The sequence below is a fragment of the Paenibacillus sp. Y951 genome, assembly GCF_056786395.1.
Genome location: NZ_JBXCIY010000001.1, coordinates 141258 through 167267 on the forward strand (window position 1 = coordinate 141258; position 26010 = coordinate 167267).

Sequence of the window (26010 nt, forward strand, 5' to 3'; positions counted from 1 at the left end):
GTGGAAGCCTTTTTATAATGCAGAGTTTATTTAACTAGCTCTTCCATTTGCGTAATAAGATCTTCGAACACGCTCATCGCCTGTTGAATTGGTTCTGGAGAAGACATATCTACACCAGCGCGTTTCAAAATCTCGATCGGATAGTCACTGCCGCCACTCTTTAGGAAGCCAAGATAGCGTTCAACCGCTGGCTCGCCCTCGTCAAGAATTTGTTTGGAGAAGCTTGTTGCAGCAGAGAATCCGGTTGCGTATTTATAGACATAGAAGCTTGTGTAGAAATGCGGAATTCGTGCCCATTCCATCGCAATATCTTCATCAACTTTAACACCTTTACCATAGTACAAGACGTTTAAGTCGTAGTAGATGCTGCTTAAATCTTCAGGTGTTAATGATTCGCCTTGCTCTGTACGCTCATGAACAATTTTCTCGAACTCTGCAAACATCGTTTGACGGAATACTGTTGTGCGGAATTGATCAGCATAGTACGTAAGCAGATACAACTTCTCTTTGGGATCTGTTGATTTCTTCAGCAAGTAATCCATAAGTAGTGCTTCATTCAATGTCGAAGCAACTTCTGCTAGGAAGATCGGATATTGCGCATCACGATAATTTTGTGCTTCATCTGAATGGTAAGAGTGAAGGGCATGACCCATCTCATGCGTCAACGTGAACATACTATTCAAATTATCATTGTGATTCAATAGTACATATGGATGTGTACCGTAAGCACCCCAGCTATAAGCGCCACTACGCTTGCCTTCGTTCTCATATACATCAATCCAACCGCTATTTAATCCTTCTTTCAATACAGTTAAGTATTGCTCGCCAAGCGGCTGTAAGCTTTCCTCGACAATCTCTTTGGCTTGGTCATATGTAATTTTCATATCGAACTCATCGACTAATGGAGCGAATAGATCATACATATGTAACTCGTCTACACCAAGCAGTTTTTTGCGAAGCTCCATATAACGGTACATTAATGGTAAACTTTCATGAATCGTGTCGATTAGATTTGTATATACAGTAGTAGGCACATTATCACCATACAGGTACATATCTAGCACAGAATCGTATTTTCTTGCTTTTGCATAAAATAGATTTTTGTTCACATTGGCGCTAAATGTTGCACCAAGTGTGTTTTTCAATGTGCTGTAAGTCGCATATACCGCTTTAAATGCTTCACGGCGAACATCACGGTCTTTACTTTCAAGAAATTGAATGTAAGTACCATGCGTTAGTTCAACTTCAACACCTTGTTCATTTTTCACTTTAGGGAACTTCATATCGGCATTATTCAACATACTGAAAATATTGTTTGGCGAAGAGCTAATGCTGCCGACTTGAGCTAGTAATGCTTCTTCAGCTTGTGATAGAATATGAGCCTTTGAACGCTTCATTTCTTCAAGCGAATGACGATATTTCTTCAGCTGTTCATTATTAATTAATGCATCTAGTTCTTCGTTAGATAATGCAAGGATTTCAGGAGTGACGAAAGATAATGCTTCACTCGCTACGACGTTAATTTTACGAGCTTTTTCAGATAAAGCTTGATACTTTGTATTCGTCATGTTTTGATGCAAACGCATATTAGCGTATACATATAAGCGCTCAAGTGAGATGGACAAAGTATCTTCTAGCTCGAAGCAATTATTAATTTCTGCAGCGGAAGAAAGCTTACCTTGGAAGGCAGCGAATTGTGGGATTAATGCTTTTACTTGTTCGTATTCTTGATCCCATGCTTTCTCGCTTTCAAAGATATGTTCAAGCGTCCACTGGAATTCGGGTGCAACCTCTTCACGTTTAGGTACAGTACTCATACTATTCCTCCTTAGATCCTTTTTGGATTGACTTATGTACACATCGCTGGAAGCTTGCAATGTCGTCGATTGGAGCAATGCTACCAGCGTAATGCAACAAACTAATTTGGCAACTGTTAACTTATTCATAGGTTCACCTCAGATAGCATATATACCCATATACTATTTCCGAAATGAACAAAACTATGCGCAAGTTGGGGACTATTCAATATACTGACCTTGAACAATCATAATTTGTGGTCTTCACTTAGATTATGTGCCTAGAGTGAATAAAGAATATACAATAATGAAAAATGCGAATCCAATCATCACGATTGCAAACAAAGCTAACCATTTCTTTATTCGAGCTGGAATGGTATCCTTATTCATCACTAACACTAAACCTAAAGCAATGGCAACAATAATGAAAATAAGACTAATCGATGGATCCATATTACTATTCACCTCCGTTATCAAGCATGAGAATGAATTGCGATACCATTAGACATTACGGAAGTTATCGAGAATTGCTTGTCGTTCATCTTCGCGCCCAACAAAGTCTTCGGCACGGAAGCGATTTTCAGCCCAATGAAGCATTTCAGGACGACTAATGAATTGATATCCTTGTTCACCCCACTGATCGGATATTTCACGAATAACAAGAGTTTTTCCTTGGACTTCGACTGTGAGCATATTGTATTTATCGCTTTTGTAAATTACATGTTTTTTGAACATAATGATCTCTCTTCCTCATTGAAATGCGTTAATATTAACATCATAGCTATTATTGAGGTGACAATCAACAAAAGACAGTGAATTTACTAGTAATTCGTAGGCATAACTTTATATCATCACCAATATAATAGAAAATATTCATAAATTGTAAAAATTGCAATCAATATGGATTAATCGTATAATGACCGTATTCACTGTAATTGCAGTGGTCAATTTTAGGAGGTTGTTTATTTTGAAAGGTACAGTAAAATGGTTTAATGCAGAAAAAGGTTATGGTTTCATTCAAGCTGAAAATGGTGAAGATGTATTTGTTCACTTCTCAGCGATTCAAGACGAAGGCTTTAAGTCTTTAGATGAAGGACAATCGGTTGAATTTGATGTTACTGAGGGCAATCGCGGTGCACAAGCAGCGAATGTTATTAAGTTATAATAGATCGAAAATCGAGTGAATTTAAGTAAAGAGGGCTGCTGCCATCAGTTATTGATGGTAGTAGCCCTCTTTTTTAGCTAACGTTCTGCGTATTTGACATTGTAGAGGAAGAATCCGATTGCTCCTACAATAGCAAACGCGGTGGCGATTTGATAGAAAAGTTGATGACCAAAGCTGGCATAGATTTGTCCGCCTACTAGCCCACTCATACTACCTGCTATACCCATCCATACAATGGTGAATATCGCTTGGCCTGAGGCACGAAATTGGTCAGGAAGTAGCCGAGACATGTAGCGCAGCGCCGTTGTGAAGTAAATACCAAAGGTAATGCTATGCATTAGCTGAGTAACAACGACCCATTGTGGCTCGGTAATCGATGAAAGCAGAAACATCCGCAGCGCATACATCATGGACGCAAAAATTAATAATGGTATCTCCTTGAACTTGTCTCCGTATTTACCTAATAGAAAGAGGACGGGGATTTCGCTCATTGCTGAAATTAACCATGCTAGTCCAACGAATGAATCAGAAGCTCCAATCTGACGAAGGGTTACAGCAAGAAATCCTTCATACATACGGTGTGCTGTCGAGATGAAAAAGAGTAAAATGAAAAAGTATACTACTTTAGGTTGTTTTATTATCGTAACTAGTCCAGAAAAATCGAATTTCTTCGAGCTGCCATAATAATCTTTAATAAATAGGGTGCCAATTATTGAGGCGGCAATCGTGATAAGCAGCAGATTCAACGTCTGGCCAGTCCCAGCTTCTTTCAGGATTAGACCGAAGCTATAGGCACTTAAAGCAAAGCCCAATGAACCAAATATGCGAACTAAAGCATAGGGGGTACCCGTATACTTACTGGAAAGTAATATTAAACTATCATTTAACGGATTAATGGGAGTTTGGCAAAAATAGAATAAGGTCATAATGAAACAAGTAATGGAAAAAGAATCAACCTGATGTAATAATCCAATGGCAATAAATTGGAAAATAAATAAAATACGAACTAATTTCACAATCGTTTGATTTTTGTCGCTAATGAAGCCGGTAAACATATTTGCAAAGATAGAGATCATCGGTCCTATAGAGTAGAGAAACCCAATTTGGCTGGCGTTATAGCCTTTATCAAGAAAAAATAACGGTAAAAAGCTAACGACTAAAGCTTGTGTAGAATAAGATATAAAGCTGTAACTTCTTAGAGCTAGAGTCTCACGCTTCGCGTTGTGACTGGGGTGACTAACTGAGTCTTGCATGCTTGCGTTCACTCCAATATGATTATAATTAAGCAATTGTAAATTAACTATAACAGAAATTGTGTAGGATGATGGCTAGATTATTGCAGTAATTATATGTTACATTACATGTAGATGATCTCTTATAGAAGTTTGCACTTTTCATCTGCATGTGCTGATCTAATTGATCAAGGAGGTGCATTGGGATTCTTATCACTAAAAGTCGAAGAAAGGCACCTAATGGTGCCATTAGATTAATGCATCGTGTGTACAAATATGTACTCCCAGATGTGGCACAAGAGCTAGAAAAGCTTAAAAACCGTGCAAAATTGATACCTGATCCAGAACTTAGAATGCAAGCCCTTAATAGTATTCAAGATAAGAAATTTCATTGTCAGGGCGGTGGCGTATACGCCGCAGCTAATTTGCAATATCGTACAGTTTTAATTCCGCTAATTGTAGCGCTGCAAACGATTAGTGATTATTTGGACAATTTGTGTGATAGAAGTACATCACTAGACGCTGAAGATTTCAGGATGCTACATCAATCAATGTTAGATGCTGTAACGCCAGGTGCTACATTGAAGGACTATTATGCATATCGTGAGGAAAAGGATGATGGTGGATATTTGCATCATCTCGTTTCACAATGTCAACAACAAATTAAGTTGTTACCTTCCTATAGTGCTGTGCAATTTCATGTTATTCATTTGGTATCATTGTATGGTGACTTGCAAGTGTACAAGCATATTGCTAAAGATCTCCGTGAGGAGAAATTGCTAGGTTGGTGGGAAGAACATAAGTTTGAGTATCCACATTTGCAGTGGAATGAGTTTGCGGCAGCATCGGGATCTACTTTAGCTATGTTCATGCTTTTTCTGACTGCTACAGAAGAGGGAATTACCGAGGAAGATGGTATAAGAATCAAAAATATCTATTTTCCACATGTGTGTGCATTACATATTCTACTTGATTATCTTATCGATCAAGAAGAAGATAAGGTAGGCGGAGATCTGAACTTTTGTAATTACTATGAAAGTGAAGCTACACTTGTTGACCGTATCGCTACGATAGTGAATCGAGCTAGGAAGGATGTACAACAGCTTCCTGCATCGGGCTTTCACCGCTTAATTATAGAAGGCTTACTTGCTTTATATTTGTCAGATCCGAAAGTGCAGCAACAATCTGATGTTCGTAAAGTATCGAAGCAACTTATGAAGAAAAGCCCATTAACTCGATTATTCTTTTTTGTGAATAGTGTGTGGATACGTAAGCAACAGGCTTAATATACAAAAGAGGAAGTTCAAAAAGCGGGCTTTTTGAACATTTACCTTAAGGAAATTGGAGGAAGATTTATGTCATCAGTCAAAAAAATTGCAGTGTTAACTAGTGGTGGAGATTCACAAGGGATGAACGCAGCCGTACGTGCTGTCGTTCGTAGTGCTATTTTCCATGGTATTGAAGTATTTGGAGTACAACGTGGTTATCAAGGGTTATTGAACGATGATTTGCGTCCAATGGATCTTCGTAGTGTTGGTGATATTATTCAACGCGGAGGTACGATCCTGCAAACAGCTAGATGTAAAGAATTTACAACGGCTGAAGGTCAACAACGCGGTGCGGAGATTTTGAAAGCAAGAGGAATCGATGGTCTAATTGTTATTGGCGGAGATGGTTCTTACCACGGAGCAAATAAATTAAGTAAATTAGGAATTAAAACGATGGGTATCCCAGGTACAATCGATAATGATATTCCATACACAGATTTCACAATTGGTTTTGACACTGCGGTTAGTGTAGTTGTTGATGCGATTAATAAAATCCGTGACACAATGTCTTCTCATGAGCGTACTTCTGTTGTGGAAGTAATGGGACGTCATTGCGGTGATATCGCACTTCACGCAGGACTTGCAAGTGGTGCAGAAACAATTATCGTGCCGGAAGTTCCATATGATCTTACGGTAGTAGCTGAACGTATGAAGGCAAATTTTGAAAAAGGTAAACGACATAGTATTATTATCGTTGCTGAAGGCGCTGGGAAAGGCGAAGATGTTGCGCAAAAAATTACTGAAATTAGTGGTATTGATGCACGTGTAACTGTACTTGGTCATATTCAACGTGGAGGTACGCCAACTGCACAAGATCGTATCCTTGCAAGTCGTCTAGGTGATTTTGCAGTGCGACAGCTTATGGAAGGTGTTTCAGGTAAAGGCTGTGGCGTTGTTAATGGCGAACTTGTTATTAATGATATTGATCTAGTTACAGCAACGAAACGCCCATTCGATATGGAAATGTATGATTTAGCACTTCGATTGTCTCAATAATTTTTCTGTGAAAAACGAAAAATCCTATGCCGCACTTCAGGCATAGGATTTCTTTATTATTCAAGCAATAAGCGAAGTTCATTCCAGTTAATGCAAAATAGTACTCGTTTGACCTCGGCAAATACTAAATTGTACAATTTCCATTGCATCTTCAGTATCAAGCAGCTCGATGCCATCACGTAATACAATTTTCGTATCTAGTTCCTGGTTGGTCAAGAAGTTAACTAATTCAGGTGCTAGACGTTCTACAATTGTTGCAAGTGTAACAGTTTCGATATCCATTCAACAACACCCCAATCGTTAAAGTGTTACTCGCGAAAGAAAACTACATCTCGAAACAATTGATTAGAAGCGGAAGTTCAAAAATCCTGCTTTTTGAACATACACCGGAAACGTCTTTAGTATATCATAACGCTGACGATAAAATACAGAAAGTTCAAAATATAGGCGGTAAATTGTGCTATCTTTCCTTCATCTTTTGAAACTCCCCAAGCACGCCTACCGTCTCGACAATGGTGACAAATGCTTGCTTATCAACGGAATGAATATTCTTCTTCAGTTCAGAAAGCTCGTATCTAGTTCTAACGGTCATCAGCATATCGCGATCACTAGATGTATATGCACCTCTCGTTTTAATTATCGTTATTCCTCTTGGGTGTGATAATAAAATTTGCAGCATTTCTTCAGTACGAGTTGTAATAATAAATACGGTAACCTTTAGATGCTTAATATGAATACCATCGATAAGCTTACCAACACAGAAAATTGCTACAAGAGAATATAGCGCAAGCTCCCAATTGTGCGTGAAGAGTATATGCATAGCGATGACCAGTGCATTTAGTCCAGAAAGTATAACACCTATAGGCATATCTTTCTTTTGCGTAATGATGGAAGCGATAATATCGAATCCACCTGTAGAGCCACCGCTTCTGAGAGTGAGTCCACTTGCAAAGCCGACGACAATACCTCCAAACACGGATGCAAGTAAAATATCATCTGCCAGAGCGTATACCGGTATAACTTGCATAAATATCGTTGAAGTAATAACTGAGTAAATACTCCATACGACAAATTTTTTGCCTAATGAGAACCAGCCCCATATTAATATTGGTAAATTAAGTGCTAAGTAAAGCCAACCGATGTTGCTATTGCTAATATATCCGATAAGCATGGCAACACCTGAAACGCCTCCGCTAAGCAGTTGGCTTGGAATGAGCAGCATATTAAAGCCGAAAGAAAGGCAAGCTGAACTTAGCGTGAAGATAATGAGACGCAATAAAAATTGTTTTTTGTTGAAATTAACTACAGTCATTGGCACTCGCTCATTTCGTTATGTTATATTAGTTATATTATAGTATAGGTAACAAACCGCAACTAGTATTCATGTAGTAATCTGTGCTATAATAGTAAAGACGTTTTTTTAGAGGCTTTAAAATAGAAGGAGTATGAGAAAAGTTTGAAAACATTTGCTGAATTTGGCTTGGAACCTAAAGTGTTACAAGCAATTACAGAGCTTGGATTTGAAGAGTCAACACCTATACAGGATAAAGCGATTCCGATTGGATTAACTGGTAAAGACTTGATTGGCCAAGCTCAAACAGGAACGGGAAAGACAGCGGCATTCGGGATTCCGCTTATTAACAAAATTCCGGTTAGCGAAGTGCGCATTGTCGCGCTTATTATGACCCCTACACGTGAGCTTGCAATACAAGTTTCAGAAGAAATCGGAAAGCTTACGAAATACAAAGGACTTCGTTCATTGCCGATTTATGGTGGACAAGAAATTGGCCGTCAAATTCGTGCTTTGAAAAAGAACCCTCAGATCATTATTGGTACACCTGGTCGTCTACTTGACCATATTAACCGTAAAACCATTCGTTTGGATGATGTTCGAACTGTTGTACTTGATGAAGCGGATGAAATGTTGGATATGGGCTTTATGGAGGATATTCAAAACATCCTTAAGCAAGTTCCAGCAGATCACCAAACAATGTTGTTCTCAGCTACAATGCCTGCGAACATTCAACGTCTTGCACAACAATTTTTACGTGAGCCTGAACATGTGTCTGTTATTCCCACACAAGTAACTGCACCGTCCATTGAACAATCGTACATCGAAGTTCATGAACGCCAAAAATTTGAAGCGCTAAGCCGCTTGCTTGATATGGAGTCTCCAGATCTTGCTATTCTATTCGGTCGTACAAAACGTCGTGTAGATGAACTTAGTGAAGCATTGCAAAAACGTGGATACAGTGCAGATGGCCTTCATGGTGATCTATCTCAAAATCAACGTGACGCAGTAATGCGTAAATTCCGTGACGGAAGCATTGATGTTCTAGTTGCTACTGACGTAGCAGCACGTGGACTAGACGTTTCAGGCGTAACGCATGTTATCAACTTTGACCTTCCACAAGATCCTGAAAGTTATGTACATCGTATCGGTCGTACTGGTCGTGCAGGTAAAGAAGGTAAAGCTTGGTCATTCGTAACACCTCGCGAAGTGGATCATTTACACTTTATTGAAAAGGTTACTCGTCAAAAAATGGTTAAAAAACCTTTGCCAAGCTTAAGTGAGGCAATTGAAGGTAAGCAACGTATTACTGCTGAACGTGTAATCGAATTAGTCGATAATGATGATGTTGCAGAATACAAAGGTCTTTCTATCCAATTACTTGAGCAATATGATTCTGTGCAATTACTTGCTGCAGCAATGAAATTGCTTACTGGGGACAAGAAAGAAATTAATGTTGAATTAACTCCTGAAGAACCGCTTCGTGCGAAAAAACGTAGACCTGATGTTCGTTCAAGTGGTCGTCCGTTCAATCGTTCTGGTAGTGGATCAGGTGGTTCAGGTGGCGGTTACCGTGGTGGTAACAGCGGTTCAAGAGACCGTCGTCCAGGTGGCGGCTATAAAGGTAATAGTAGCGAAGGTTCTAAAGATGGCGCGCGCGGTGGCTACGGTAAACGTACTAGCAGCAGCAGCAGTGAAGGTCGTTCAGAAAACCGTCGTCCTCGTCCAAACACAACAACTAGTAATGAGTAAAATCGGAAAAGTCCGTGCTGCCTAGCGGGCAGCACGGACTTTTTCTACATATTATTTAGTAACTAAATTAATTAACAACCACCAAAGCCAAATCCACAGCCAAGAGTACAAGCGATAATTACAAGAAGAATGAATAATACTAAAATTCCAGCGAATGAATTATTTTGATTACCACAGTTTCCGTATGATGCGTTGCCCATGTTAGCAACCTCCTTTAAGTTTTCTTGTTGGGGAACATACCATATACTATGCTATAGTTGCTAATTGGATTAGACGGATACCTAGATTACTCATTTTTGGGCATAATTATTGAATTTTACTTGGTAATGAAAATGGAGGCGTATTCAATGGAACCTAGAGGCATAATGGGTGGCTTATATCGTGCATCTGAATGGATTATGAGACTATCCTGTATTAACTTACTGTGGATATTATGTGGTTCTCCATTCTTTATATTTTTGGCGATGAGCTTACTATCCATGTTAAATGGCGGCGTACCTGAAGATCAGCTGCTTAGTTTTGTACAACAAACTTCAATATTGTTGGCGATATTAGCACCGTTCACATTTTTCCCAGCTACAGCTGCGATGTTTGCCGTTGCTCGTAAATGGGTAACAGGTGATGGGGATGTACCATTGTTTAAAACTTTCTTCCGAGGATACAAAGAAAACTTTAAGCAAAGTATGTTGACTGGAATTGTTTATTCTATTTTAATTGTCGTGCTAGTAGTAGATTATTACTTCTTCTTTAGTAGTGCTGGCGGGAAAATTGTTTCTAGTATTTTCATTGGTCTTATAGTTTTGGTTGTTATTTCTATGTTAAATTTCTTCTCTATGTTAGTTCATTACCATATGAAGACTTTTCAATTAATTAAAAATTCGATTCTAATTACGATCGGAAAACCATTCCGTTCGTTATCAACTGCGATCTTATGCGGAACTGTACTATATATTAGTGTGTTCACTCAATTTACTTGGCTGTTAATCTTTTTCACGGGTAGCATCATTGCGACGATCGCTTATTGGAACTTCAACACGATTTACAATAAGCTGCAACAACAACTAGATGATATGAAGAAGAGTGAAGAAGAAGAGCCTGAAATTACTGCAGAGCTAGATCGTGAAGATTTAGTGAAAACAGATTATAAGGATTCCAAATAATTACAAGCTATTCTTCGTTTACTTTTTTGTTAATTCGGTCTATAATTACAATACATCCTGCGGTGTTCGTAAAGGCTCTTCGTTGTTTTGAACCATTGGCTGTTTCGAGGGAGCTCGAATTTTTGTACTGCTGACATGCCCTGCACATGGGATCTCAAATGTATAAATGAGGGCACCCACCTGCTTAGAGCGGGTTCAGAAACATTTGGGCTTAACGGCATTGCGGGTATTTATTTGTAGATCGAGAGCGATTAACTGGTGACTACCAGTGAAAGCTCTTTTTTCATAGGTGGAAACATGTTATTATGGATGAAAGCGTAGAGATAAGAGGGGGAGATCTTAGTTGTTAAAGCGTACCTTAATCGGAATCATTCGTAGCTTTGAAGGAACGGGTGATAGAGTTAAAGATCCAGCACTGAAATCACATCTATATAAGCTTTCTAAAGATAAAGCTTGGGATGAAGTGGTTTCCGTTTTGAAAAAAATGCAAGGATACCGTCTATTACACGAGGTTCAATCTGTAGGGGAAATTGTGCTTGAGAAACGTACAGTGTTTGGAAGAACGATGGATATTACTGTTTCTGTAATTGGTGTAGATCCATTACGTTCTGCAGTTGATATCTATTCGGCATCTCGTGGCTCATTAGGGGATTTAGGTTCTAATTATCGAGTAATTATGGATATATACCGAGTGTTAGACAAAAAGCTAGCTGCTTATAAATTGCATAACAACTAATGAAAAAGCGAGGAAGGTGATTACCTTCACTCGCTTTGTTTTGAGCAAAGACCAATTAAGTAAGTTGCTTAGCAGCAGCTAGGGCAGCTTCATAATCTGGGTGGTTCGTCATTTCACTTAAATATTCAACATATTGAATAACATTATTTTGATCAACAACAAAAATAGAGCGCATATCGATAGCGAATTCCTTAATGAATACACCGTAAGCAAGACCGAAATTGTTATCTCTGTAATCGGATAATAGGATGACATCATTAATGCCTTCAGCACCACACCAGCGTGCTTGTGCGAATGGTAGATCTGCACTTACAGTTAGAATAGCAACATTGTCGCCTAGCTTAGCTGCTTCTTCGTTAAAGCGGCGAGTCTGAGCTTCGCAAACACCAGTATCGATGGAAGGAATAACACTAATAAGTTTTACTTTTCCAGCAAAATCTTCAAGTGAAACAATTTCACCAAGTGACTTGTTAAGTTTGAAATCTGGAGCTTGGTCGCCAATGTTTAATTGAGGACCAACTAAAGTAAGAGGACTACCTTTAAATGCTGCAACACCAGTACGTTCTTGAGACATATTAGAATTTCCTCCTTGGATTAAGGTTAACTACGTTCATATTATAAGCCTTCATGCATCACCTTGTCCAATTACGTTAAAGGAAGTGTTTGTTTCTATGATATTTTTGAGGTATGAAAGTTTTCGTGGATATCTGAAAAGTTTTCCAGTAACTTCGACGATTGTTGCCCTTTGTACAGTGTACTTTCTGTTTATATTCATTATGGGTGACCTAACTAACATGTTTGGATATGGAGTTTTTTATGCACACCCTATAGACAATCCATTTGGCTTGGACGAGCCGTGGAGATATGTCACTTCTATTTTCATGCATGCAAATGGAATGCATCTCATCCAAAATATGATCATGTTAATCATAATGGCTCCACCGCTTGAACGTATTATGAAAAGTGGACGTTACCTCATCTTCTATCTTCTGTGTGGTATTGGTGGCAACTTTATTTCAGCGAGTGTTAATAATCTTGTGGGTGATGTGGGCATAGATGGTATACATATAGCTGTTGGAGCATCTGGGGCAATCTATGGTGTCTTAGGAGCGTATCTGTTTCTAGTTGTATTCCGCAAGAAATGGCTTGATCCTGCATCGATTAGGACCATCTATTGGATTGTAGGTACTGGTATTGTCTTTTCGCTTGTATATCCTAGTGTAGACTTCTGGGGGCATGTTGGAGGCTTAATAACGGGTTTTGTGTTATACCGATTGTTTGATCGAATACATGTAAAAAAGAGAATAGGATAAAAGTGGAGTAGGAGAGATTGTAACTTATGGAATTGCGACAGCTTTATTACTTTGTAAAGGTGGCACAAAAGGAACATGTAACGCAGGCTGCTGAAGAGCTACATGTTGCGCAATCGGCGGTGAGTAGGCAAATTCATCAGCTAGAAGAAGAGCTTGGCGTAAAGCTCTTTGTGCAAAAAGGACGTAATCTACAATTAACACCTGTAGGTCAATTGTTTCTAAAGCGTGCAGATGAAATCTTACGTGAACTAGACCGTGCCGTGCAGGAAGTTCATGAGTTTCTTGATCCAGAAAAAGGTGAGATTCGGCTAGCGTTTCCTCACAGCTTAGGTATTTCTTTGGTGCCACAAGTAGTAGCTGCCTTTAGACAACACCATCCTGATGTAAAGTTTAGATTCCGACAAGGAATGTATCCTACATTAATTCGTGATCTAGTTAAAGGTGATATTGATCTGGCGTTTATCTCTCCAGTGCCTAATGAACAAGATCAGGTAACGGGCAAAGTATTGATTACTGAAGAACTTTTTGCGATCTTGCCGAGTAATCATCGTTTGGCTGACCGGGAAGAAATCCGTCTAGGTGAGCTAAAGGATGATCAGTTTATTGTGTTTGGTGAAGGGTATTCTTTACGACCTATCGTCATGAATGCCTGTGAAACTGCTGGATTTACACCGAATATTGCGTTTGAAGGCGAAGAAACAGATACTATTCGTGGACTTGTTGCTGCCGGAATGGGGGTAAGTTTATTGCCTAAAATGGCGGTTGAATTTGTTGCCCCAATTCCGATTGCGATCGTTAAAGTAATAGATCCAATCGTTACTCGAAATGTTGGGATTATACATCGGACTAATGAAAAGCTGCCACTTGTAGCAAAAGTATTTTATAATTTTCTTATGACCTACTTCGCACGAAAGCCATAATAATAATCGATAATACGTAACGAAAATCAAAGAGCAGCTATTGCCCTGGGGCAATAGCTGCTCTTTGATTTTCGTTTATAATGGTGCGATATTATTCGCGGTTTTGCGTAACGATCATAACGTAACGGATTAGCTCTAGTAGTGAAAGTAGCGCTGCTGCAACATATGTAAGAGCGGCAGAGTTCAATACTTTAGCTACTCCTTTTTCTTCATCGCTGCGAATGAATCCCTCTGATATCATAACATCACGTGCTCTGTTACTTGCATTGAACTCAACAGGTAATGTAATAAGTTGGAACAAAACAGTACAAGCGAAGAAAATAACACCAAGCTGAGCAAGGCCTAACATATTGAATAGGAATCCAGCGATCAATAGAAATGGCGCTACACCGGACGCGAAATTAACGATTGGAAAGATTCTGTGACGTGCAACTAGAAAAGGATACGATTCTTTATGCTGAATGGCATGCCCAATCTCGTGACAAGCAACTGCAATGGCACTAATTGATGTTTCGTAATAGACAGGCTCAGATAGTCTTACGACCCGATTGATTGGATCGTAGTGGTCTGTTAACGCTCCAGCGACAGGCTCAATTGGAATGTCATGCAATCCATTGCTATCTAGCATACGACGCGCTGCCTGGTAACCAGTCAAACCGCTAGAGGTTGGAACTGTTGACCATTTTTTGAATGTACCCTTTACTTTGAATTGGGCCCAGATGGTTAATCCAAAGGCTAGAATAACAAGAAATATCATCATAATAAATTCCTCCAAGTTCAAGATGAATACGTTACATAAGTGAGCTTTTGTTCATTAATAGCATTAACGCTTCTATACAAGCTGCCGTTTGCGGCAGCAATCGAGTATAAAGATGTTTTGCTTGTAGTGGCTTAAGTTGGTCTAGAACGGGCTCTAATTGCTTAACCTCACGTTGAAGCACGGAGAGTTGTTGTTCCAGTTCTGAAAGCTTCAGACTTAAGTCTTTTTGGGAAGTAATGCTTTCCCATTGCGCCAAAATCTCTTTTATCTCATCTAACGTATGTTTATCTTTTTTCAATGATTCAATACGTTCTAATCGCTGTAAGGTTTCAATATTATACAATCGATATTTATTATCTGTGCGCATAGTAGGTAGAATGAGTCCGATAGATGTATAGTAATCAATCGTTCGAGAGCTTATATTTGCAAGTTTCGAAAGCTCACCAATTCGATATAATATTGCTTCATTCAAAAAAAACACCGTCCTTATTCGTAGCCTCTCTACCAATTTTAATAGTAAAGGGTGGTTCTCGTCAAACGTCTCTTCATATTCATCTTAAATTTAACTATCTATTACATTTAAGTCCACGAAAGAAACTCTTCCGATTATGTTCCCAATAGCTATAAAGTGCAATAGGAGTTCCTTAGAAAACAGAAAAATTATATTGGAAAATGTAAGATAATGAAGGGTTTGATGACATTAAATTGTAAAGGTGTATTAAAGTGCAAACATCAGTACATATAATATATTCTCTGATCACTCCGATAAGCATACAATAACATTAATTCTTACGAAACATGTTAGATAACATTACATCAGATTGAAGGAGTGGTTGTTATGATTAAAAAAACATTACTGGCTTTAGGATTAATATCGATGGTCTTCCCGCTTGCAGCATATGCTTCTGAAGCAGACATCAGTAACCTTACTATGGGATTAGATTCACTTTGGATCATGCTGGCCTTTATTCTAGTACTGTTAATGCAAGGTGGATTTATTCTACTTGAAGCTGGTTCCACTCGAATGAAAAATGCTGGGCATGTTGCAGGTAAAACAATGTTCACAGTAGCTTTGGCAGCCATTGTGTATTGGGCAGTTGGTTATGGTGTAGCTTTTGGTTCAAGTGGTGTGAATGGGTTTATGGGTTGGGGTGAATTTTTCTTCTCCCCAGCAACAACAGTTTTAGAAGGGGAAAGTTTTCCAACGGCAGTATTCTTCTTATTCCAATTAGCGTTCGCTGCAATTTCGCTTTCGATTGCTTGGGGTGGTTTTGCAGAAAGAGCTAAATTAGGCTCATATGTAATCTTTACATTATTTTATGTATCCTTTATATATCCGATTGTTGCTCACTGGATCTGGGGCGGCGGCTGGTTAGCTCAACATGGTGCACAAGATTTTGCAGGTTCGACAGTAGTTCATTTATCTGGTGCAGTAGCGGCTTTAGTTGCAACGATTTTACTTAAACCACGTATCGGTAAATTCAATAAGGACGGTTCTCCAAATGAAATACTAGGGCATAATCAAGTATTTACAGCGCTATCAGTTCTTCTATTATGGGTAGGTTGGTTCGGTTTCAATGCAGGTTCAACTGTAGCGATAGGCGATGGTTTTTTCGCATACGTGGGCTTCACTACGATGATTGCTGCTGGTGCTGGTGGTGTGGCAGCACTGTTCATCTCTTGGGCAGTAAGTGGCAAAGCGGACATTACATCAATGCTTAACGGTATACTGGGAGGCTTGGTAGCCATTACAGCGTCGTGTGCGTTCGTAGACCCTTGGGCGGCTAGTGTTATCGGTCTTATCGCGGGTGTACTTGTATTCTATAGTGTGAAGATGTTTGAAAAACTTAAAATCGATGATCCGATCTATGCATTATCAGTTCACGGTATGGCTGGTATCTGGGGTACGCTTGCTAATGGTATCTTCGCTACTCAAGAACTAGCTGAAAAAGTTGGTGTTGGTCAAGGTGGTTTGATTGATACAGGTAGTTTCAAGCAACTGTGGGTACAAATCGAATCAGTTGTGTTCGCTGGTTTATTCGTAGCACTTGCTTCATTCATCGTACTTGGTGTTATGAAAAAAGTAATGGGCTTCCGTGTTACAGAAGAGCAAGAGATTGTTGGTCTTGATTTATCTGAACATGGTGCATATGGATATCCTGAGCAATTAACTAAAACTGAAAAAGCATAATACGATATAGGATAACTATGATTGGATAAGGAGTCGATAATGTTGGTTCCTGCTAAATTAGCTAAGCTGAAAGAAGAAATTTCAAGTGCGAAAAATATAACCCAGCTACGCGGCTTGAGAGATCGATTTCAACAATCAACACGGCATATAGAACAAACGCATGGAGCATACGACATTGAACGATGGAATGTTGAAATCAATGATGTACATGATACTTTGATTAGAAAAACAGTGGCATTAGCAGAATTAACAATGGTAGGAGAGGGCTTAGGGCCCCCTCCTACCTCATATTCATATGTACTACTTGGTAGTGGTGGTAGAAGTGAGCAAACATTAGCAAGTGATCAAGACAGTGCTCTAATTTATGAGGATACGTTGCATAGCGAGGAAGTGAGGAGTTATTTTATCAATTTCGCGCATCGAGTGGTAGATATGCTGATGCAATTAGGCTATCCGCCGTGTGATGGAAAAGTGCAAAGTAATGAATTGATGTGGTGTCAATCCGTATCGGAGTGGAAAAACAAGCTAGAAAATTGGTTTACAGATGCCAGTTGGGAATCGATTCGCTATTTACTTATATTTGCCGATGGGAGATGTATTGCCGGTAACGATTTGCTTTTTAATACTATTCGTGACTATTACCGATTAGGTTTAGTTCGTCATGTTACTATAATGGAACGAATGATTGAAAATACAGTACAGCATCAAATGTTAGTGGGGATTTTTGGTCAATTGATTACAGATCGCTATGGTGCTCATGTCGGCAGTATAGACATCAAATATGGCGCCTATTTACCTATTGTCAATTCTATTCGTTGGTTAGCACTGCGTAACAATATTTCCAGTACATCTACGCTAATTCGAATGGATCATTTGGTTGACAAAGAAGTCATCTCGGTACATGAATATGATCAATATAGAGCGGCTTTTTTGCAGATGCAAAGCTTACGGTTGAGAGCAGGGCATCATTTGGAAGCGGGGTATTATGAAGGCAATAGCAAGCTCAATCCAAAGAGGTTAGATCCAGATGAAATTCGAGATCTTAAGAAAAACTTGAAGATTGGCAAAGACATTCAAAAATATGTGTCAAGGGGATTGGGTCGGATAAAGTAGGACGGTGTAAACGATGAAAGAGCCCAATAGCGTTGGCAGAATGTGGAGTCTGTATCGAACAGGTGGCTTTACGCCAGCTATCGCTTCCATGTTTGGAGCTCAAAATGCCCAACATATGGCGCAAATTCGAAATATGAATCGCGAACAACGCGGTATATCGGCACTTGAAACGACATTAGAAAGCTTAGAAATTGTGGTGTTTGATTTGGAAACAACGGGATTCAGTCCAACTAACGGTGATGAAATTATTTCGTTCGGAGCAGTTATTGTTCGTGGAGGTGTAGTAATGGAAGAAGAAAGCTTCTATTCATTAGTTAATCCGGAACGTTCTATTCCTCCTGCCATTACGCAATTAACAGGTATTAGCAATGAAATGGCGCAAGCTGCTCCCGAGCTTATCCAAGTATTAAGTAATTTCATGTCCTTTATTGGGAAAAGAATACTTGTTGCACATGCATCAGGGCATGATAAGCAATTTTTGAATCAAGCATTATGGCGAACTTCTAAGACAAAATTGAAGCATAGAGTCATTGATACGATAATGCTAGCAAAATGGCTTGAGCCTGGACTTGGTCAATATGATCTCGATACATTATTACTTCGCAATGACATTCCAATCGCCAATCGCCATCATGCACTAGCAGATTCCATTCAAACGGCAAAGCTGTGGAATAAATATGTAGAAAAAATAGTTTCTAAAAAAAACATTGTGACACTAGGCGACATGTACGCCTATTTAAGTCAACATTAATGGATAGTCCTTCATTCCAGTGGTCGGCAGATGCTGATACATGCGCAAATGCGGGCTATCTTTTTGTTTATAACTAACGATACACAATAAATGTCCACTTTGGTCATCGAAACCTAGTAGATCGGAGGAAGAAGGAATGGCCTCTTCAGTCGGATGGGTGTGAAAATATCCGATCAATTGCAACTCGGCACGCTGAAGCTCATATAAAGTATTAATCCAAGCTTGAGGCTGAAACGAAAAATAGTGTACCGGGTTAGGATGATCGTTAATGATCGGAATGAATGTATCGATATGATTGCCATTACTGCCATTACTGCTAGCTAATATGCCACATGCTTCATACGGGAGCTGGGCAAGACCATAACTAATTATTTGCTTATAGCATGTTGAAGTCATTGTAAGATGCTGCAATATATTCACCTCTAGTTTTATTATTGAACATTAGTATAACGATCACTTGGTCTGTTAACAATAGAGTTATGTTCATCATTCTGCTATATCGTTATCTTGTTGCCGGTTGCAACTCATGATAGGATAAGAATAGAGTACTGTCTAGAGGAAAGGGACGACATGAAAAAAATATATTCCATTATTGTTGTAGCGTTGTTGCTTGCGAGTTTGGGGATTTATAATTACATAGATGGACGTCAGTCGGAAGCGATGGTCTCTAATGGCGGCGTATCTCTACAGGATTTCAAGCCTAAAGCAGGACAATTATCACCGACTCAACAACTGCCTGATCTGAATGATCAAATCATTAGTTTTGGCTCTGCGCAACCCAAGCTGCAATTAGTTAATTTTTGGGCATCGTGGTGTGGTCCTTGTGAGCTTGAAGCACCGGATTTACAAAAAATTCATGAGAAGTATAGTGATTCTCTTGTTCTATATGGTGTAAATGCTACTCATAATGATCGTGAGCGACAAGCGAGACAATTCGTAGAAGATTATAAGTTTACGTTTGATATTTTATTTGATCGCGAAGGCGAGATTACAAATTTATATAAAGTGGGAACATTTCCAACAAGCTTCTTAATTGACCAAGATGGTGTTATTCGTGAACGTATTAACGGAGTCATTACGCTAACAGAATGGGAAAGAATTATTGAGCAATATATGTAATCTAAAAGGGTTGTCTCATTGTCATTTACAAATGATATCTGAGACAACTCTTTTTTTATGGATGAAACAAAGGGTGACATTTATAGACGATGATGAATAGGCTAATGCATAATTTTGTAATAAGAAGGTGGATATTATGGGAACTAAGATTGGCCAGCCCATGATTAAGATCCGAAGTGAACACGATATTGTCATTATACTGGTTCTGTTTTTTTCGGCTTTATTTGTTTTATCAGCAGTTTATTTCACGGTTCCAATTATTGATGAATTGAAATTAGCTTGGAATATTAATAATGTTGAAGCGGCATGGAGTAGTTCTGTATTTTCTATTTGTTTTGCTGTAGGTTGTCTTATATACGGACCAATCTCTAACTACTTCGGTCGTAAGCCAGTTATTGTTATCGGTTTAATTTCATTGTCAATTATTACGATATGTTGCTATTTTGTGAAAGCGTACGGGGAGTTTCTATTATTACGTGCATTACAAGGTGCTGCAGCAGCAAGTTTTTCTCCAGTGGCACTTACTTATATTGCTGAACGGTTTACATTACCGAAGCGAGTACTCGTCGTTGGGTACATTAGTATGGGATTTCTACTAGGTGGAATTATAGGGCAACTCATAGCTAATTATTTTGCGACTTATCATTACTGGAAACAACTATATAGTTGGATGGGGATCATATATGGCTTGCTAGCAATAATTGTTTTCATATGGTTACCGAACATCGATCGTAGATCGAAAGATAAAATGAGGATTCGTCATTTTAAAATTAATCAGTTAGTGAAGCGAGCAACACTGGACAATACTCTAGAACGTATTGTTATTGCCCTAGAAGTCTTTCGGAATAAAAGGTTGTTATTGGTATACGTAATTACGTTTACGGTCTTATTTGGCTTTGTAGGCTGTTATACGATCTTCGCAAATGTGTGGCAATATCAATTATCAAGTACTCAATTACTGTGGTTTCGTGCGTATGGTGCAATTGGTATGTTAATTTGTCCATTTGTACGATTTATCCCATTGTCACTTGTAATGATGTTGCGACTTGCTTTATCACTAGCTATACTAGCTCTTCTGCTATTGACTTTTGAACAACAATTGAGTATCTATATATTGATTAGTATCGTCTTTACCTTCTCTATTGCATGTATTGTTCCGATTGTCATTTCTTTAGTTGGAATTTATGGACAGTTACATCGTGGATTATCGACATCGATATATACATTTATTTTATTTCTTGGAGCAGCACTGGCACCAATTGTTGCAACTAATGTCGTCAATAGTTCTTATCGAGAGTTTTCATTTATATTGTTTGCCCTATCCTATGGGATAAGTCTAATTTGTGCGATGCATTTGCCAAGGTTGAGCTATAAGTAGATGGATTAGTGGAAGTCAAACCATAAAAAAGCTTGAATCTCTTTGATGAGATTCAAGCTTTTTATGTTATAGATTTGCAAGTCCAGCATGTTCTAGGGAAGCATTAGGCAGTGAATGAATATGAGCTTTTTCCAAACTGATTAATGCATAGTGGAAGCTGTCAACGATCGCAGCCCAGCTTGCATCAATAACATTGCCGGATAAGCCCACGGTATTCCAACTATTCAGCTTACCAGTTGATTCAATTAACACGCGAACTTTAGCCGCAGTTGCATCTTTTTCATCAATAACACGAACTTTATAATCAGTCAGATGAACATGCTCAATATCAGGATAATGCTGAATAAGCGCTTTACGAAGTGCAGTATCAAGTGCATTAACAGGTCCATTTCCTTCGGCAACGGTATAGATCTGTTTTCCATCAACAGTAATTTTCACAATAGCTTCAGAAATCATAACATCGTTTTTATTATCACTATGGATCTTGTAAGAATCTACTTGGAATGCAGGCTCCCAATCACCGAACGCTTTGCGAAGTAACAATTCAAGCGAAGCATCAGCAGCTTCAAATTGATATCCTACATGCTCTAGTTCTTTAATATGATCCATAATTTCTTTGGTTTTTTCGTTATTAGCATTAATATTAAGTCCGAGAGCAGACGCTTTAGCAATGATATTACTTTGACCAGCAAGCTCAGAGACGAGTACACGTTGCTTGTTGCCTACTAATTCAGGCTGAATATGTTCGTAAGTTTTTGAATCCTTCATAATAGCGGATACATGAATGCCGCCTTTATGGGCGAACGCAGCATTGCCGACGTAAGCTTGACCAACAGGCATGTGAACGTTGGCAATTTCACTAATATAACGAGCGGTATTCGTTAACGTACTTATTTTATTGTCGGGCAGACAATCATAGTTCATTTTCAACTGTAGATTAGGAATAATAGAGCATAGATTTGCATTGCCACAACGCTCACCATAGCCATTAATTGTACCTTGAACTTGAGTAGCGCCAGCACCAACGGCAGCAAGTGTATTGGCAACAGCTAACTCACAATCATTATGAGTATGAATACCAATCGGCACATTAAGCTCGGCTTTCACACGAGCAACAATCTCAGCGATTTCATTCGGAAGAGTTCCGCCATTCGTATCACAGAGAACTAGCCAATCGGCACCGCCTGCTTGTGCGCTTTTCAATGCTGCAATTGCATATTCAGGATTGTTTTTATAGCCATCGAAGAAATGCTCTGCGTCGTACATTGCTTCCATACTATGACGCTTCAGAAATGCGAATGAATCTTGGATCATCGCTAAGTTTTCTTCAAGCGTTGTTTGCAAGGCAATATGTACATGGAAATCCCATGCTTTACCGACTAGTGTTGCTGCAGGAACGCCGGACTCAATAATTCTGAGTAAACTAGCATCGTGTTCGGCAATACTATTTTTACGACGAGTACTTCCAAAAGCAGTCAGCTTGGCATTCAAATTCAACGATTTTACACGCTGGAAAAATTCAATGTCTTTTCCATTGCTACCTGGATTTCCGCCTTCAATATAGTTAACTCCTAAAGAGTCGAGCTTTTGAGCGATTTTAAGTTTATCATCTGCGGACAGGCTAATACCTTCACCTTGTGTACCGTCGCGCAGCGTCGTATCGAAAATAAATATTTTAGATGACATAATTAAGATTGACGCCTCCTTAAATGCTATATTTAAGTATTATAGCACTATCTCCATTTTAAGGGGTAGTTCAAAAAGCAGACTTTAATAACGAGGTGAATTTTTATCTATATTGACTCAAGCGAAATGGTTGTCTATTCTGATAATATAATATAATGATCGGTTTGCATACTTGTTATAATGATGGCGGTGAAATTAATGGAGCATGTTAATGAATATTATCCAGCAAAAGGGAGAGTAATTTTGCATTTAGATATGAATGCTTTCTATTGCTCCGTACATGAAGCGGAGGAACCGGAAATCTATGCAGGGAAAGCAACAGCTGTGGCTGGAAGTGTAGAGAAGAGGACTGGAATTATTGTTACCTGTTCCTATGCTGCTAGAAAACTTGGTATTCGTACAGGGATGAATGTACGAGAAGCGCTACGCATTGACGCAAACCTTATTCTAATTAGTCCGGACTTTGATTTGTACCGTCGATATTCAAAGGGGTTTATGTCGATTGCAAACCAATATACACCACTTATCGAACAAGTTTCCATTGATGAATGTTATCTCGACATTACTGGCTCGAAGTTATTTGGTACGCCACTTCATATTGCGGAAATGATGCAGGAGCGAATTAAACAAGAATGGAATCTTCCTTGTTCGATAGGAGTTGCCCCTAATAAATTATTAGCAAAGATGGCTTCTGATATGAAGAAGCCGAACGGGATTACTGTGTTACGTCGCAGAGATGTACCACAAATATTATGGGAAAAGCCCTGTGTTGAACTATTCGGAATTGGTCAGAAAACAGCAGAGAAGCTAAAAAAACTACACATTCATACGATCGGTGAACTTGCCAAAACGGAGGAGTCTTTATTACTTAAGTCTTTTGGCGTGATGGGTGCATGGATGAAGGATGCTGCTAACGGCATAGATCATAATGAAGTGAAGGCGGAACGGGAACTTAATAAGTCGATCGGACACACGACAACATTACCAGCAGATTTGACGAATAGCGAAGATATTAATCGCGTATTACTCAACTTATCAGATCAGACATCAAGAAGGTTACGCCATCAAGGGCTTGTAGCTGGAACGATACAAGTAACGATTCGAAAGCCTGACATGGCAACGATTACTCGCTCGTATACAATGGATACACCGACTCATAATATGGAGGAGATTCATAAGCAAGCATTACGATTGTTCGCGCAGCATTGGCGATATGGTGATCCTGTGCGCTTATTAGGTGTGACGTTGCAAAATTTACAGCCTTTACAATCATCTGCGATCCAGTTGGATCTGTTTAGTTATAATGAAGAACCGAAGAAGGAAGCACTTACGAAAGTGATGGACAAATTACGCGATAAATTTGGTGAAAGTGCTATATTGACGGCAGGGATGTTAAGTGATGATCCTTCCAGCCTCATTCGCGACAAAAAAAATCGTGGTACATCTCTTCAAAAACTCGAAAAAAATGATGAAAATAACGATAAAAGTAAGTAAGCAAATTAAATATTTTTGTGTTATAATGTTTTTTGATATATATACAGCTTTTTTTATTTTGCTTTCTGTGATTGAACTAGGAGGGAATGGCATTGGCTAAGTTTACTTGGGTTGATAAAGACACTTGTATCGCATGTGGTGCTTGTGGTGCAACTGCTCCCGACATCTATGATTACGATGACGAGGGTTTAGCAGAAGTTATTTTTGAAGGTGACGCTAACAAAGGGATTACTGAAATCCCTGAAGATATGTTTGAAGATATGCAGGACGCTTGTGATGGTTGTCCAACAGATTCTATTCGCATTGCTGACGAGCCCTTCAACGCTTAATAATATAGCGTAAAGTAACAGCCCTACTTCGCTTGCGAGGTAGGGCTGTTCGTATGTATACATATTATTAATTATGAGAACACAATAAGCAGTACAGAAATAATGATTACGACAACAACTGTAACGCCAACGGTCCAGAATAGAGCCTTTTTGTTAACCTCTTCTTTTGGTTTTACTTTCATTGTTGCTGGTTTGCGTTTAGGTGCGCTCATATTCATTCAACCCTTCTCTATCTTTATTGGAATACATGTGTGTCTATTGTAATGCTTTTAAGTTCGACTGGCAATATGATAGCGTCGTCATTGTGTCAATTCAGTGTAGAATACTTTCTTTTTTGTGTTAAAAAGGATACAATTATTGTTATAGCGGTGATACTGAAACGGAGTGGACTAGATGTTATATAGTAAAGTATTAAAACCTTTTTTCTTTAAGATGGACCCTGAAAGGGCACATCATCTTGTAATAGATGGACTTGCAATGGGAAGTAAAGTGCCTGGCGCGCTGGCAATTATGAATGGAATGTACGGTGTGAAGCCTTCAGCTCAATTGAAATCGAATGTATTGGGCTTAACTTTTGAACATCCTGTAGGCCTAGCTGCCGGTTTAGATAAAAATGGTGTATCAACAGATGGTTTTTCTAATATTGGATTCTCATTTGCTGAAGTAGGGACGGTTACTCCAAAGGCTCAAACTGGAAATGAACAGCCGCGTTTGTTCCGTTTGCCACCAGATGAAGCGCTTATTAATCGTATGGGCTTCAACAATGAAGGTGCCGAGGCAATGTCCAAATCACTGCAACATCGTAAACAACATAAAATGCCGATTGCTGTAAATATCGGAAAAAATAAAGTTACTGCTAATGAATTAGCGTATGAGGATTATTGTTCTTGTATTCGAACATTATATGATGATGGAGATTTCTTTGTTGTCAATATTAGCTCACCTAATACGCAAGGACTACGGGACTTGCAGCATGGTAATGAATTACATAACTTGCTAGTTCATGTTTGTGAAGAGATGGATATTCAAGCGCGTAAGCGTAAAGCTCCTGTCAAGCCGATATTTGTGAAGATTGCCCCTGATATGACCGATGAACAGCTAGAGCATACGGTTGCAACGATCCAGAATAGTCAAATATCTGGTATTATAGCTACGAATACAACATTATCGCGCGATGGACTTTCGCATCAGAATCAAGGGGAAACTGGTGGATTAAGTGGAATACCATTACGGGATCGTTCCACTGAAGTGATTCGCAAAGTGTATCAATTAACGAACGGAAATCTCCCAATTATCGGTTCAGGTGGAATCTTTACTGCTCAAGATGCATACGATAAGATTCGAGCTGGTGCTTCATTGGTAGAAATATATACTGCATTAATTTATAAAGGACCTGAAGTGTTGCGCGAGCTGACAGATGGTTTAAAAGAATGTCTACGTAGAGACGGCTTTAGTAATATTGCTGAAGCAATTGGTGCAGAACATCGATAAAACAGGAGG

General features: G+C 39.0%; 29 protein-coding genes and 1 other RNA gene. 17 read left to right on the forward strand and 13 right to left on the reverse strand.

What is annotated here, in order from left to right; translation table 11 throughout:
• Positions 1-26: 26 nt before the first annotated feature.
• The 3 genes from pepF to AC1TPB_RS00735 all read right to left on the reverse strand — a co-directional run bounded on the left by pepF (position 27) and on the right by AC1TPB_RS00735 (position 2531).
• Complete coding sequence (gene pepF / locus AC1TPB_RS00725) at positions 27-1817, reverse strand: oligoendopeptidase F (protein ID WP_482074741.1); 1791 nt, start codon at positions 1815-1817, stop codon at positions 27-29.
• Positions 1818-2069: 252 nt separating this feature from the next.
• Positions 2070-2249 carry a hypothetical protein gene (locus tag AC1TPB_RS00730; RefSeq protein ID WP_482074742.1) on the reverse strand — a complete coding sequence of 60 codons (180 nt, stop codon included), beginning with the start codon at positions 2247-2249 and terminating at the stop codon, positions 2070-2072.
• Positions 2250-2297: 48 nt separating this feature from the next.
• Positions 2298-2531: a hypothetical protein gene (locus AC1TPB_RS00735; RefSeq protein WP_482074743.1), complete on the reverse strand. Its 234-nt coding sequence runs from the start codon at positions 2529-2531 to the stop codon at positions 2298-2300.
• 232 nt (positions 2532-2763) lie between these two features.
• On the opposite strand from AC1TPB_RS00735, the gene AC1TPB_RS00740 reads away from it, so the two are divergent.
• A complete protein-coding gene (locus tag AC1TPB_RS00740; RefSeq protein WP_482063239.1) occupies positions 2764-2961 on the forward strand; it encodes a cold shock domain-containing protein in 198 nt (65 codons plus the stop codon).
• Between the two features lie 77 nt (positions 2962-3038).
• On the opposite strand, the gene AC1TPB_RS00745 is transcribed toward AC1TPB_RS00740, so the two are convergent.
• Positions 3039-4214, reverse strand: a complete 1176-nt coding sequence (locus AC1TPB_RS00745; protein WP_482074744.1) for an MFS transporter — start codon at positions 4212-4214, stop codon at positions 3039-3041.
• 236 nt (positions 4215-4450) lie between these two features.
• Between AC1TPB_RS00745 and AC1TPB_RS00750 the strand changes: the two genes are divergently transcribed.
• Both AC1TPB_RS00750 and pfkA read left to right on the forward strand, forming a co-directional pair.
• Entirely contained in the window at positions 4451-5479 is a 1029-nt protein-coding gene (locus AC1TPB_RS00750; RefSeq protein WP_482074745.1) for a tetraprenyl-beta-curcumene synthase family protein, read from the forward strand.
• Between the two features lie 69 nt (positions 5480-5548).
• Positions 5549-6517, forward strand: coding sequence for a 6-phosphofructokinase (pfkA, locus tag AC1TPB_RS00755; protein WP_482063242.1), 969 nt, complete (start codon positions 5549-5551; stop codon positions 6515-6517).
• Positions 6518-6604: 87 nt separating this feature from the next.
• Here the strand turns inward: pfkA and AC1TPB_RS00760 are convergent, their stop codons facing one another.
• On the reverse strand, positions 6605-6799 hold the full coding sequence (locus AC1TPB_RS00760) for a hypothetical protein (RefSeq protein WP_482063243.1): 195 nt from the start codon (positions 6797-6799) through the stop codon (positions 6605-6607).
• Between the two features lie 178 nt (positions 6800-6977).
• Positions 6978-7829 carry a YitT family protein gene (locus AC1TPB_RS00765; RefSeq protein ID WP_482074746.1) on the reverse strand — a complete coding sequence of 284 codons (852 nt, stop codon included), beginning with the start codon at positions 7827-7829 and terminating at the stop codon, positions 6978-6980.
• Positions 7830-7973: 144 nt separating this feature from the next.
• On the opposite strand from AC1TPB_RS00765, the gene cshA reads away from it, so the two are divergent.
• Positions 7974-9560, forward strand: coding sequence for a degradosome RNA helicase CshA (gene cshA, locus AC1TPB_RS00770; RefSeq protein WP_482074747.1), 1587 nt, complete (start codon positions 7974-7976; stop codon positions 9558-9560).
• Positions 9561-9631: 71 nt separating this feature from the next.
• On the opposite strand, the gene AC1TPB_RS00775 is transcribed toward cshA, so the two are convergent.
• Entirely contained in the window at positions 9632-9760 is a 129-nt protein-coding gene (locus AC1TPB_RS00775) for a YjcZ family sporulation protein (protein WP_482074748.1), read from the reverse strand.
• A gap of 147 nt (positions 9761-9907) precedes the next feature.
• On the opposite strand from AC1TPB_RS00775, the gene AC1TPB_RS00780 reads away from it, so the two are divergent.
• The 3 genes from AC1TPB_RS00780 to AC1TPB_RS00790 all read left to right on the forward strand — a co-directional run bounded on the left by AC1TPB_RS00780 (position 9908) and on the right by AC1TPB_RS00790 (position 11456).
• Positions 9908-10720, forward strand: a complete 813-nt coding sequence (locus AC1TPB_RS00780) for a YesL family protein (protein WP_482074749.1) — start codon at positions 9908-9910, stop codon at positions 10718-10720.
• 51 nt (positions 10721-10771) lie between these two features.
• A non-coding RNA gene (ssrS, locus tag AC1TPB_RS00785) (6S RNA) lies at positions 10772-10953 on the forward strand.
• A gap of 110 nt (positions 10954-11063) precedes the next feature.
• Entirely contained in the window at positions 11064-11456 is a 393-nt protein-coding gene (locus AC1TPB_RS00790) for a DUF1499 domain-containing protein (RefSeq protein ID WP_482074750.1), read from the forward strand.
• A 55-nt stretch (positions 11457-11511) separates the two neighbouring features.
• On the opposite strand, the gene tpx is transcribed toward AC1TPB_RS00790, so the two are convergent.
• Positions 11512-12030, reverse strand: coding sequence for a thiol peroxidase (gene tpx, locus AC1TPB_RS00795; RefSeq protein WP_482063249.1), 519 nt, complete (start codon positions 12028-12030; stop codon positions 11512-11514).
• 220 nt (positions 12031-12250) lie between these two features.
• On the opposite strand from tpx, the gene AC1TPB_RS00800 reads away from it, so the two are divergent.
• Together AC1TPB_RS00800 and gltC are read left to right on the forward strand one after the other, a co-directional pair.
• Positions 12251-12769: a rhomboid family intramembrane serine protease gene (locus AC1TPB_RS00800; protein WP_482074751.1), complete on the forward strand. Its 519-nt coding sequence runs from the start codon at positions 12251-12253 to the stop codon at positions 12767-12769.
• A gap of 26 nt (positions 12770-12795) precedes the next feature.
• Positions 12796-13689, forward strand: coding sequence for a glutamate biosynthesis transcriptional regulator GltC (gene gltC, locus AC1TPB_RS00805; RefSeq protein ID WP_482074752.1), 894 nt, complete (start codon positions 12796-12798; stop codon positions 13687-13689).
• A 91-nt stretch (positions 13690-13780) separates the two neighbouring features.
• Here gltC and AC1TPB_RS00810 read toward each other — a convergent pair whose 3' ends face one another.
• Complete coding sequence (locus AC1TPB_RS00810; RefSeq protein ID WP_482063252.1) at positions 13781-14449, reverse strand: zinc metallopeptidase; 669 nt, start codon at positions 14447-14449, stop codon at positions 13781-13783.
• A gap of 31 nt (positions 14450-14480) precedes the next feature.
• Entirely contained in the window at positions 14481-14921 is a 441-nt protein-coding gene (locus tag AC1TPB_RS00815; protein WP_482074753.1) for a MerR family transcriptional regulator, read from the reverse strand.
• A gap of 366 nt (positions 14922-15287) precedes the next feature.
• On the opposite strand from AC1TPB_RS00815, the gene AC1TPB_RS00820 reads away from it, so the two are divergent.
• The 3 genes from AC1TPB_RS00820 to AC1TPB_RS00830 are packed head-to-tail and all read left to right on the forward strand — an operon-like array spanning position 15288 to position 18504.
• Positions 15288-16640: an ammonium transporter gene (locus AC1TPB_RS00820; RefSeq protein ID WP_482074754.1), complete on the forward strand. Its 1353-nt coding sequence runs from the start codon at positions 15288-15290 to the stop codon at positions 16638-16640.
• A 39-nt stretch (positions 16641-16679) separates the two neighbouring features.
• On the forward strand, positions 16680-17753 hold the full coding sequence (locus AC1TPB_RS00825) for a DUF294 nucleotidyltransferase-like domain-containing protein (protein ID WP_482074755.1): 1074 nt from the start codon (positions 16680-16682) through the stop codon (positions 17751-17753).
• A gap of 13 nt (positions 17754-17766) precedes the next feature.
• Complete coding sequence (locus tag AC1TPB_RS00830; protein WP_482074756.1) at positions 17767-18504, forward strand: exonuclease domain-containing protein; 738 nt, start codon at positions 17767-17769, stop codon at positions 18502-18504.
• Here AC1TPB_RS00830 and AC1TPB_RS00835 read toward each other — a convergent pair.
• Positions 18490-18915, reverse strand: coding sequence for a M67 family metallopeptidase (locus AC1TPB_RS00835; RefSeq protein ID WP_482074757.1), 426 nt, complete (start codon positions 18913-18915; stop codon positions 18490-18492). The two genes, AC1TPB_RS00830 and AC1TPB_RS00835, sit on opposite strands and share 15 nt — an antisense overlap.
• Positions 18916-19074: 159 nt before the next feature.
• On the opposite strand from AC1TPB_RS00835, the gene AC1TPB_RS00840 reads away from it, so the two are divergent.
• Both AC1TPB_RS00840 and AC1TPB_RS00845 read left to right on the forward strand, forming a co-directional pair.
• Positions 19075-19623 carry a TlpA family protein disulfide reductase gene (locus tag AC1TPB_RS00840; protein ID WP_482074758.1) on the forward strand — a complete coding sequence of 183 codons (549 nt, stop codon included), beginning with the start codon at positions 19075-19077 and terminating at the stop codon, positions 19621-19623.
• A gap of 136 nt (positions 19624-19759) precedes the next feature.
• Positions 19760-21001: an MFS transporter gene (locus tag AC1TPB_RS00845; RefSeq protein WP_482074759.1), complete on the forward strand. Its 1242-nt coding sequence runs from the start codon at positions 19760-19762 to the stop codon at positions 20999-21001.
• Positions 21002-21067: 66 nt separating this feature from the next.
• Here the strand turns inward: AC1TPB_RS00845 and cimA are convergent, their stop codons facing one another.
• Positions 21068-22687, reverse strand: coding sequence for a citramalate synthase (gene cimA / locus AC1TPB_RS00850; RefSeq protein ID WP_482074760.1), 1620 nt, complete (start codon positions 22685-22687; stop codon positions 21068-21070).
• A gap of 198 nt (positions 22688-22885) precedes the next feature.
• On the opposite strand from cimA, the gene AC1TPB_RS00855 reads away from it, so the two are divergent.
• On the forward strand, positions 22886-24181 hold the full coding sequence (locus AC1TPB_RS00855) for a DNA polymerase IV (RefSeq protein WP_482075070.1): 1296 nt from the start codon (positions 22886-22888) through the stop codon (positions 24179-24181).
• 92 nt (positions 24182-24273) lie between these two features.
• A complete protein-coding gene (locus AC1TPB_RS00860) occupies positions 24274-24510 on the forward strand; it encodes a ferredoxin (protein WP_482063262.1) in 237 nt (78 codons plus the stop codon).
• A 71-nt stretch (positions 24511-24581) separates the two neighbouring features.
• Here the strand turns inward: AC1TPB_RS00860 and AC1TPB_RS00865 are convergent, their stop codons facing one another.
• Entirely contained in the window at positions 24582-24722 is a 141-nt protein-coding gene (locus AC1TPB_RS00865; RefSeq protein WP_482074761.1) for a hypothetical protein, read from the reverse strand.
• Between the two features lie 181 nt (positions 24723-24903).
• Here AC1TPB_RS00865 and AC1TPB_RS00870 point away from each other — a divergent pair, with 181 nt between their 5' ends.
• Positions 24904-26001 carry a quinone-dependent dihydroorotate dehydrogenase gene (locus AC1TPB_RS00870; protein WP_482074762.1) on the forward strand — a complete coding sequence of 366 codons (1098 nt, stop codon included), beginning with the start codon at positions 24904-24906 and terminating at the stop codon, positions 25999-26001.
• The last annotated feature ends 9 nt before the right edge of the window (positions 26002-26010 follow it).

Excerpts from the sequence above, each read along its gene's own strand:
- AC1TPB_RS00750 (WP_482074745.1), top strand. The coding sequence starts at position 4,451 with ATGCATCGTGTGTACAAATATGTACTCCCAGATGTGGCACAAGAGCTA.
- AC1TPB_RS00830 (WP_482074756.1), top strand. The coding sequence starts at position 17,767 with ATGAAAGAGCCCAATAGCGTTGGCAGAATGTGGAGTCTGTATCGAACA.
- AC1TPB_RS00845 (WP_482074759.1), top strand. The coding sequence starts at position 19,760 with ATGGGAACTAAGATTGGCCAGCCCATGATTAAGATCCGAAGTGAACAC.
- AC1TPB_RS00855 (WP_482075070.1), top strand. The coding sequence starts at position 22,886 with ATGGAGCATGTTAATGAATATTATCCAGCAAAAGGGAGAGTAATTTTG.
- AC1TPB_RS00745 (WP_482074744.1), bottom strand. The coding sequence starts at position 4,214 with ATGCAAGACTCAGTTAGTCACCCCAGTCACAACGCGAAGCGTGAGACT.
- AC1TPB_RS00760 (WP_482063243.1), bottom strand. The coding sequence starts at position 6,799 with ATGGATATCGAAACTGTTACACTTGCAACAATTGTAGAACGTCTAGCA.
- gltC (WP_482074752.1), top strand. The coding sequence starts at position 12,796 with ATGGAATTGCGACAGCTTTATTACTTTGTAAAGGTGGCACAAAAGGAA.
- pfkA (WP_482063242.1), top strand. The coding sequence starts at position 5,549 with ATGTCATCAGTCAAAAAAATTGCAGTGTTAACTAGTGGTGGAGATTCA.
- AC1TPB_RS00865 (WP_482074761.1), bottom strand. The coding sequence starts at position 24,722 with ATGAGCGCACCTAAACGCAAACCAGCAACAATGAAAGTAAAACCAAAA.
- AC1TPB_RS00775 (WP_482074748.1), bottom strand. The coding sequence starts at position 9,760 with ATGGGCAACGCATCATACGGAAACTGTGGTAATCAAAATAATTCATTC.
- AC1TPB_RS00730 (WP_482074742.1), bottom strand. The coding sequence starts at position 2,249 with ATGGATCCATCGATTAGTCTTATTTTCATTATTGTTGCCATTGCTTTA.
- AC1TPB_RS00735 (WP_482074743.1), bottom strand. The coding sequence starts at position 2,531 with ATGTTCAAAAAACATGTAATTTACAAAAGCGATAAATACAATATGCTC.
- AC1TPB_RS00780 (WP_482074749.1), top strand. The coding sequence starts at position 9,908 with ATGGAACCTAGAGGCATAATGGGTGGCTTATATCGTGCATCTGAATGG.
- AC1TPB_RS00870 (WP_482074762.1), top strand. The coding sequence starts at position 24,904 with ATGTTATATAGTAAAGTATTAAAACCTTTTTTCTTTAAGATGGACCCT.
- AC1TPB_RS00765 (WP_482074746.1), bottom strand. The coding sequence starts at position 7,829 with ATGACTGTAGTTAATTTCAACAAAAAACAATTTTTATTGCGTCTCATT.
- cimA (WP_482074760.1), bottom strand. The coding sequence starts at position 22,687 with ATGTCATCTAAAATATTTATTTTCGATACGACGCTGCGCGACGGTACA.
- AC1TPB_RS00820 (WP_482074754.1), top strand. The coding sequence starts at position 15,288 with ATGATTAAAAAAACATTACTGGCTTTAGGATTAATATCGATGGTCTTC.
- AC1TPB_RS00840 (WP_482074758.1), top strand. The coding sequence starts at position 19,075 with ATGAAAAAAATATATTCCATTATTGTTGTAGCGTTGTTGCTTGCGAGT.
- AC1TPB_RS00825 (WP_482074755.1), top strand. The coding sequence starts at position 16,680 with ATGTTGGTTCCTGCTAAATTAGCTAAGCTGAAAGAAGAAATTTCAAGT.
- pepF (WP_482074741.1), bottom strand. The coding sequence starts at position 1,817 with ATGAGTACTGTACCTAAACGTGAAGAGGTTGCACCCGAATTCCAGTGG.
- AC1TPB_RS00800 (WP_482074751.1), top strand. The coding sequence starts at position 12,251 with ATGTTTGGATATGGAGTTTTTTATGCACACCCTATAGACAATCCATTT.
- tpx (WP_482063249.1), bottom strand. The coding sequence starts at position 12,030 with ATGTCTCAAGAACGTACTGGTGTTGCAGCATTTAAAGGTAGTCCTCTT.
- AC1TPB_RS00810 (WP_482063252.1), bottom strand. The coding sequence starts at position 14,449 with ATGATGATATTTCTTGTTATTCTAGCCTTTGGATTAACCATCTGGGCC.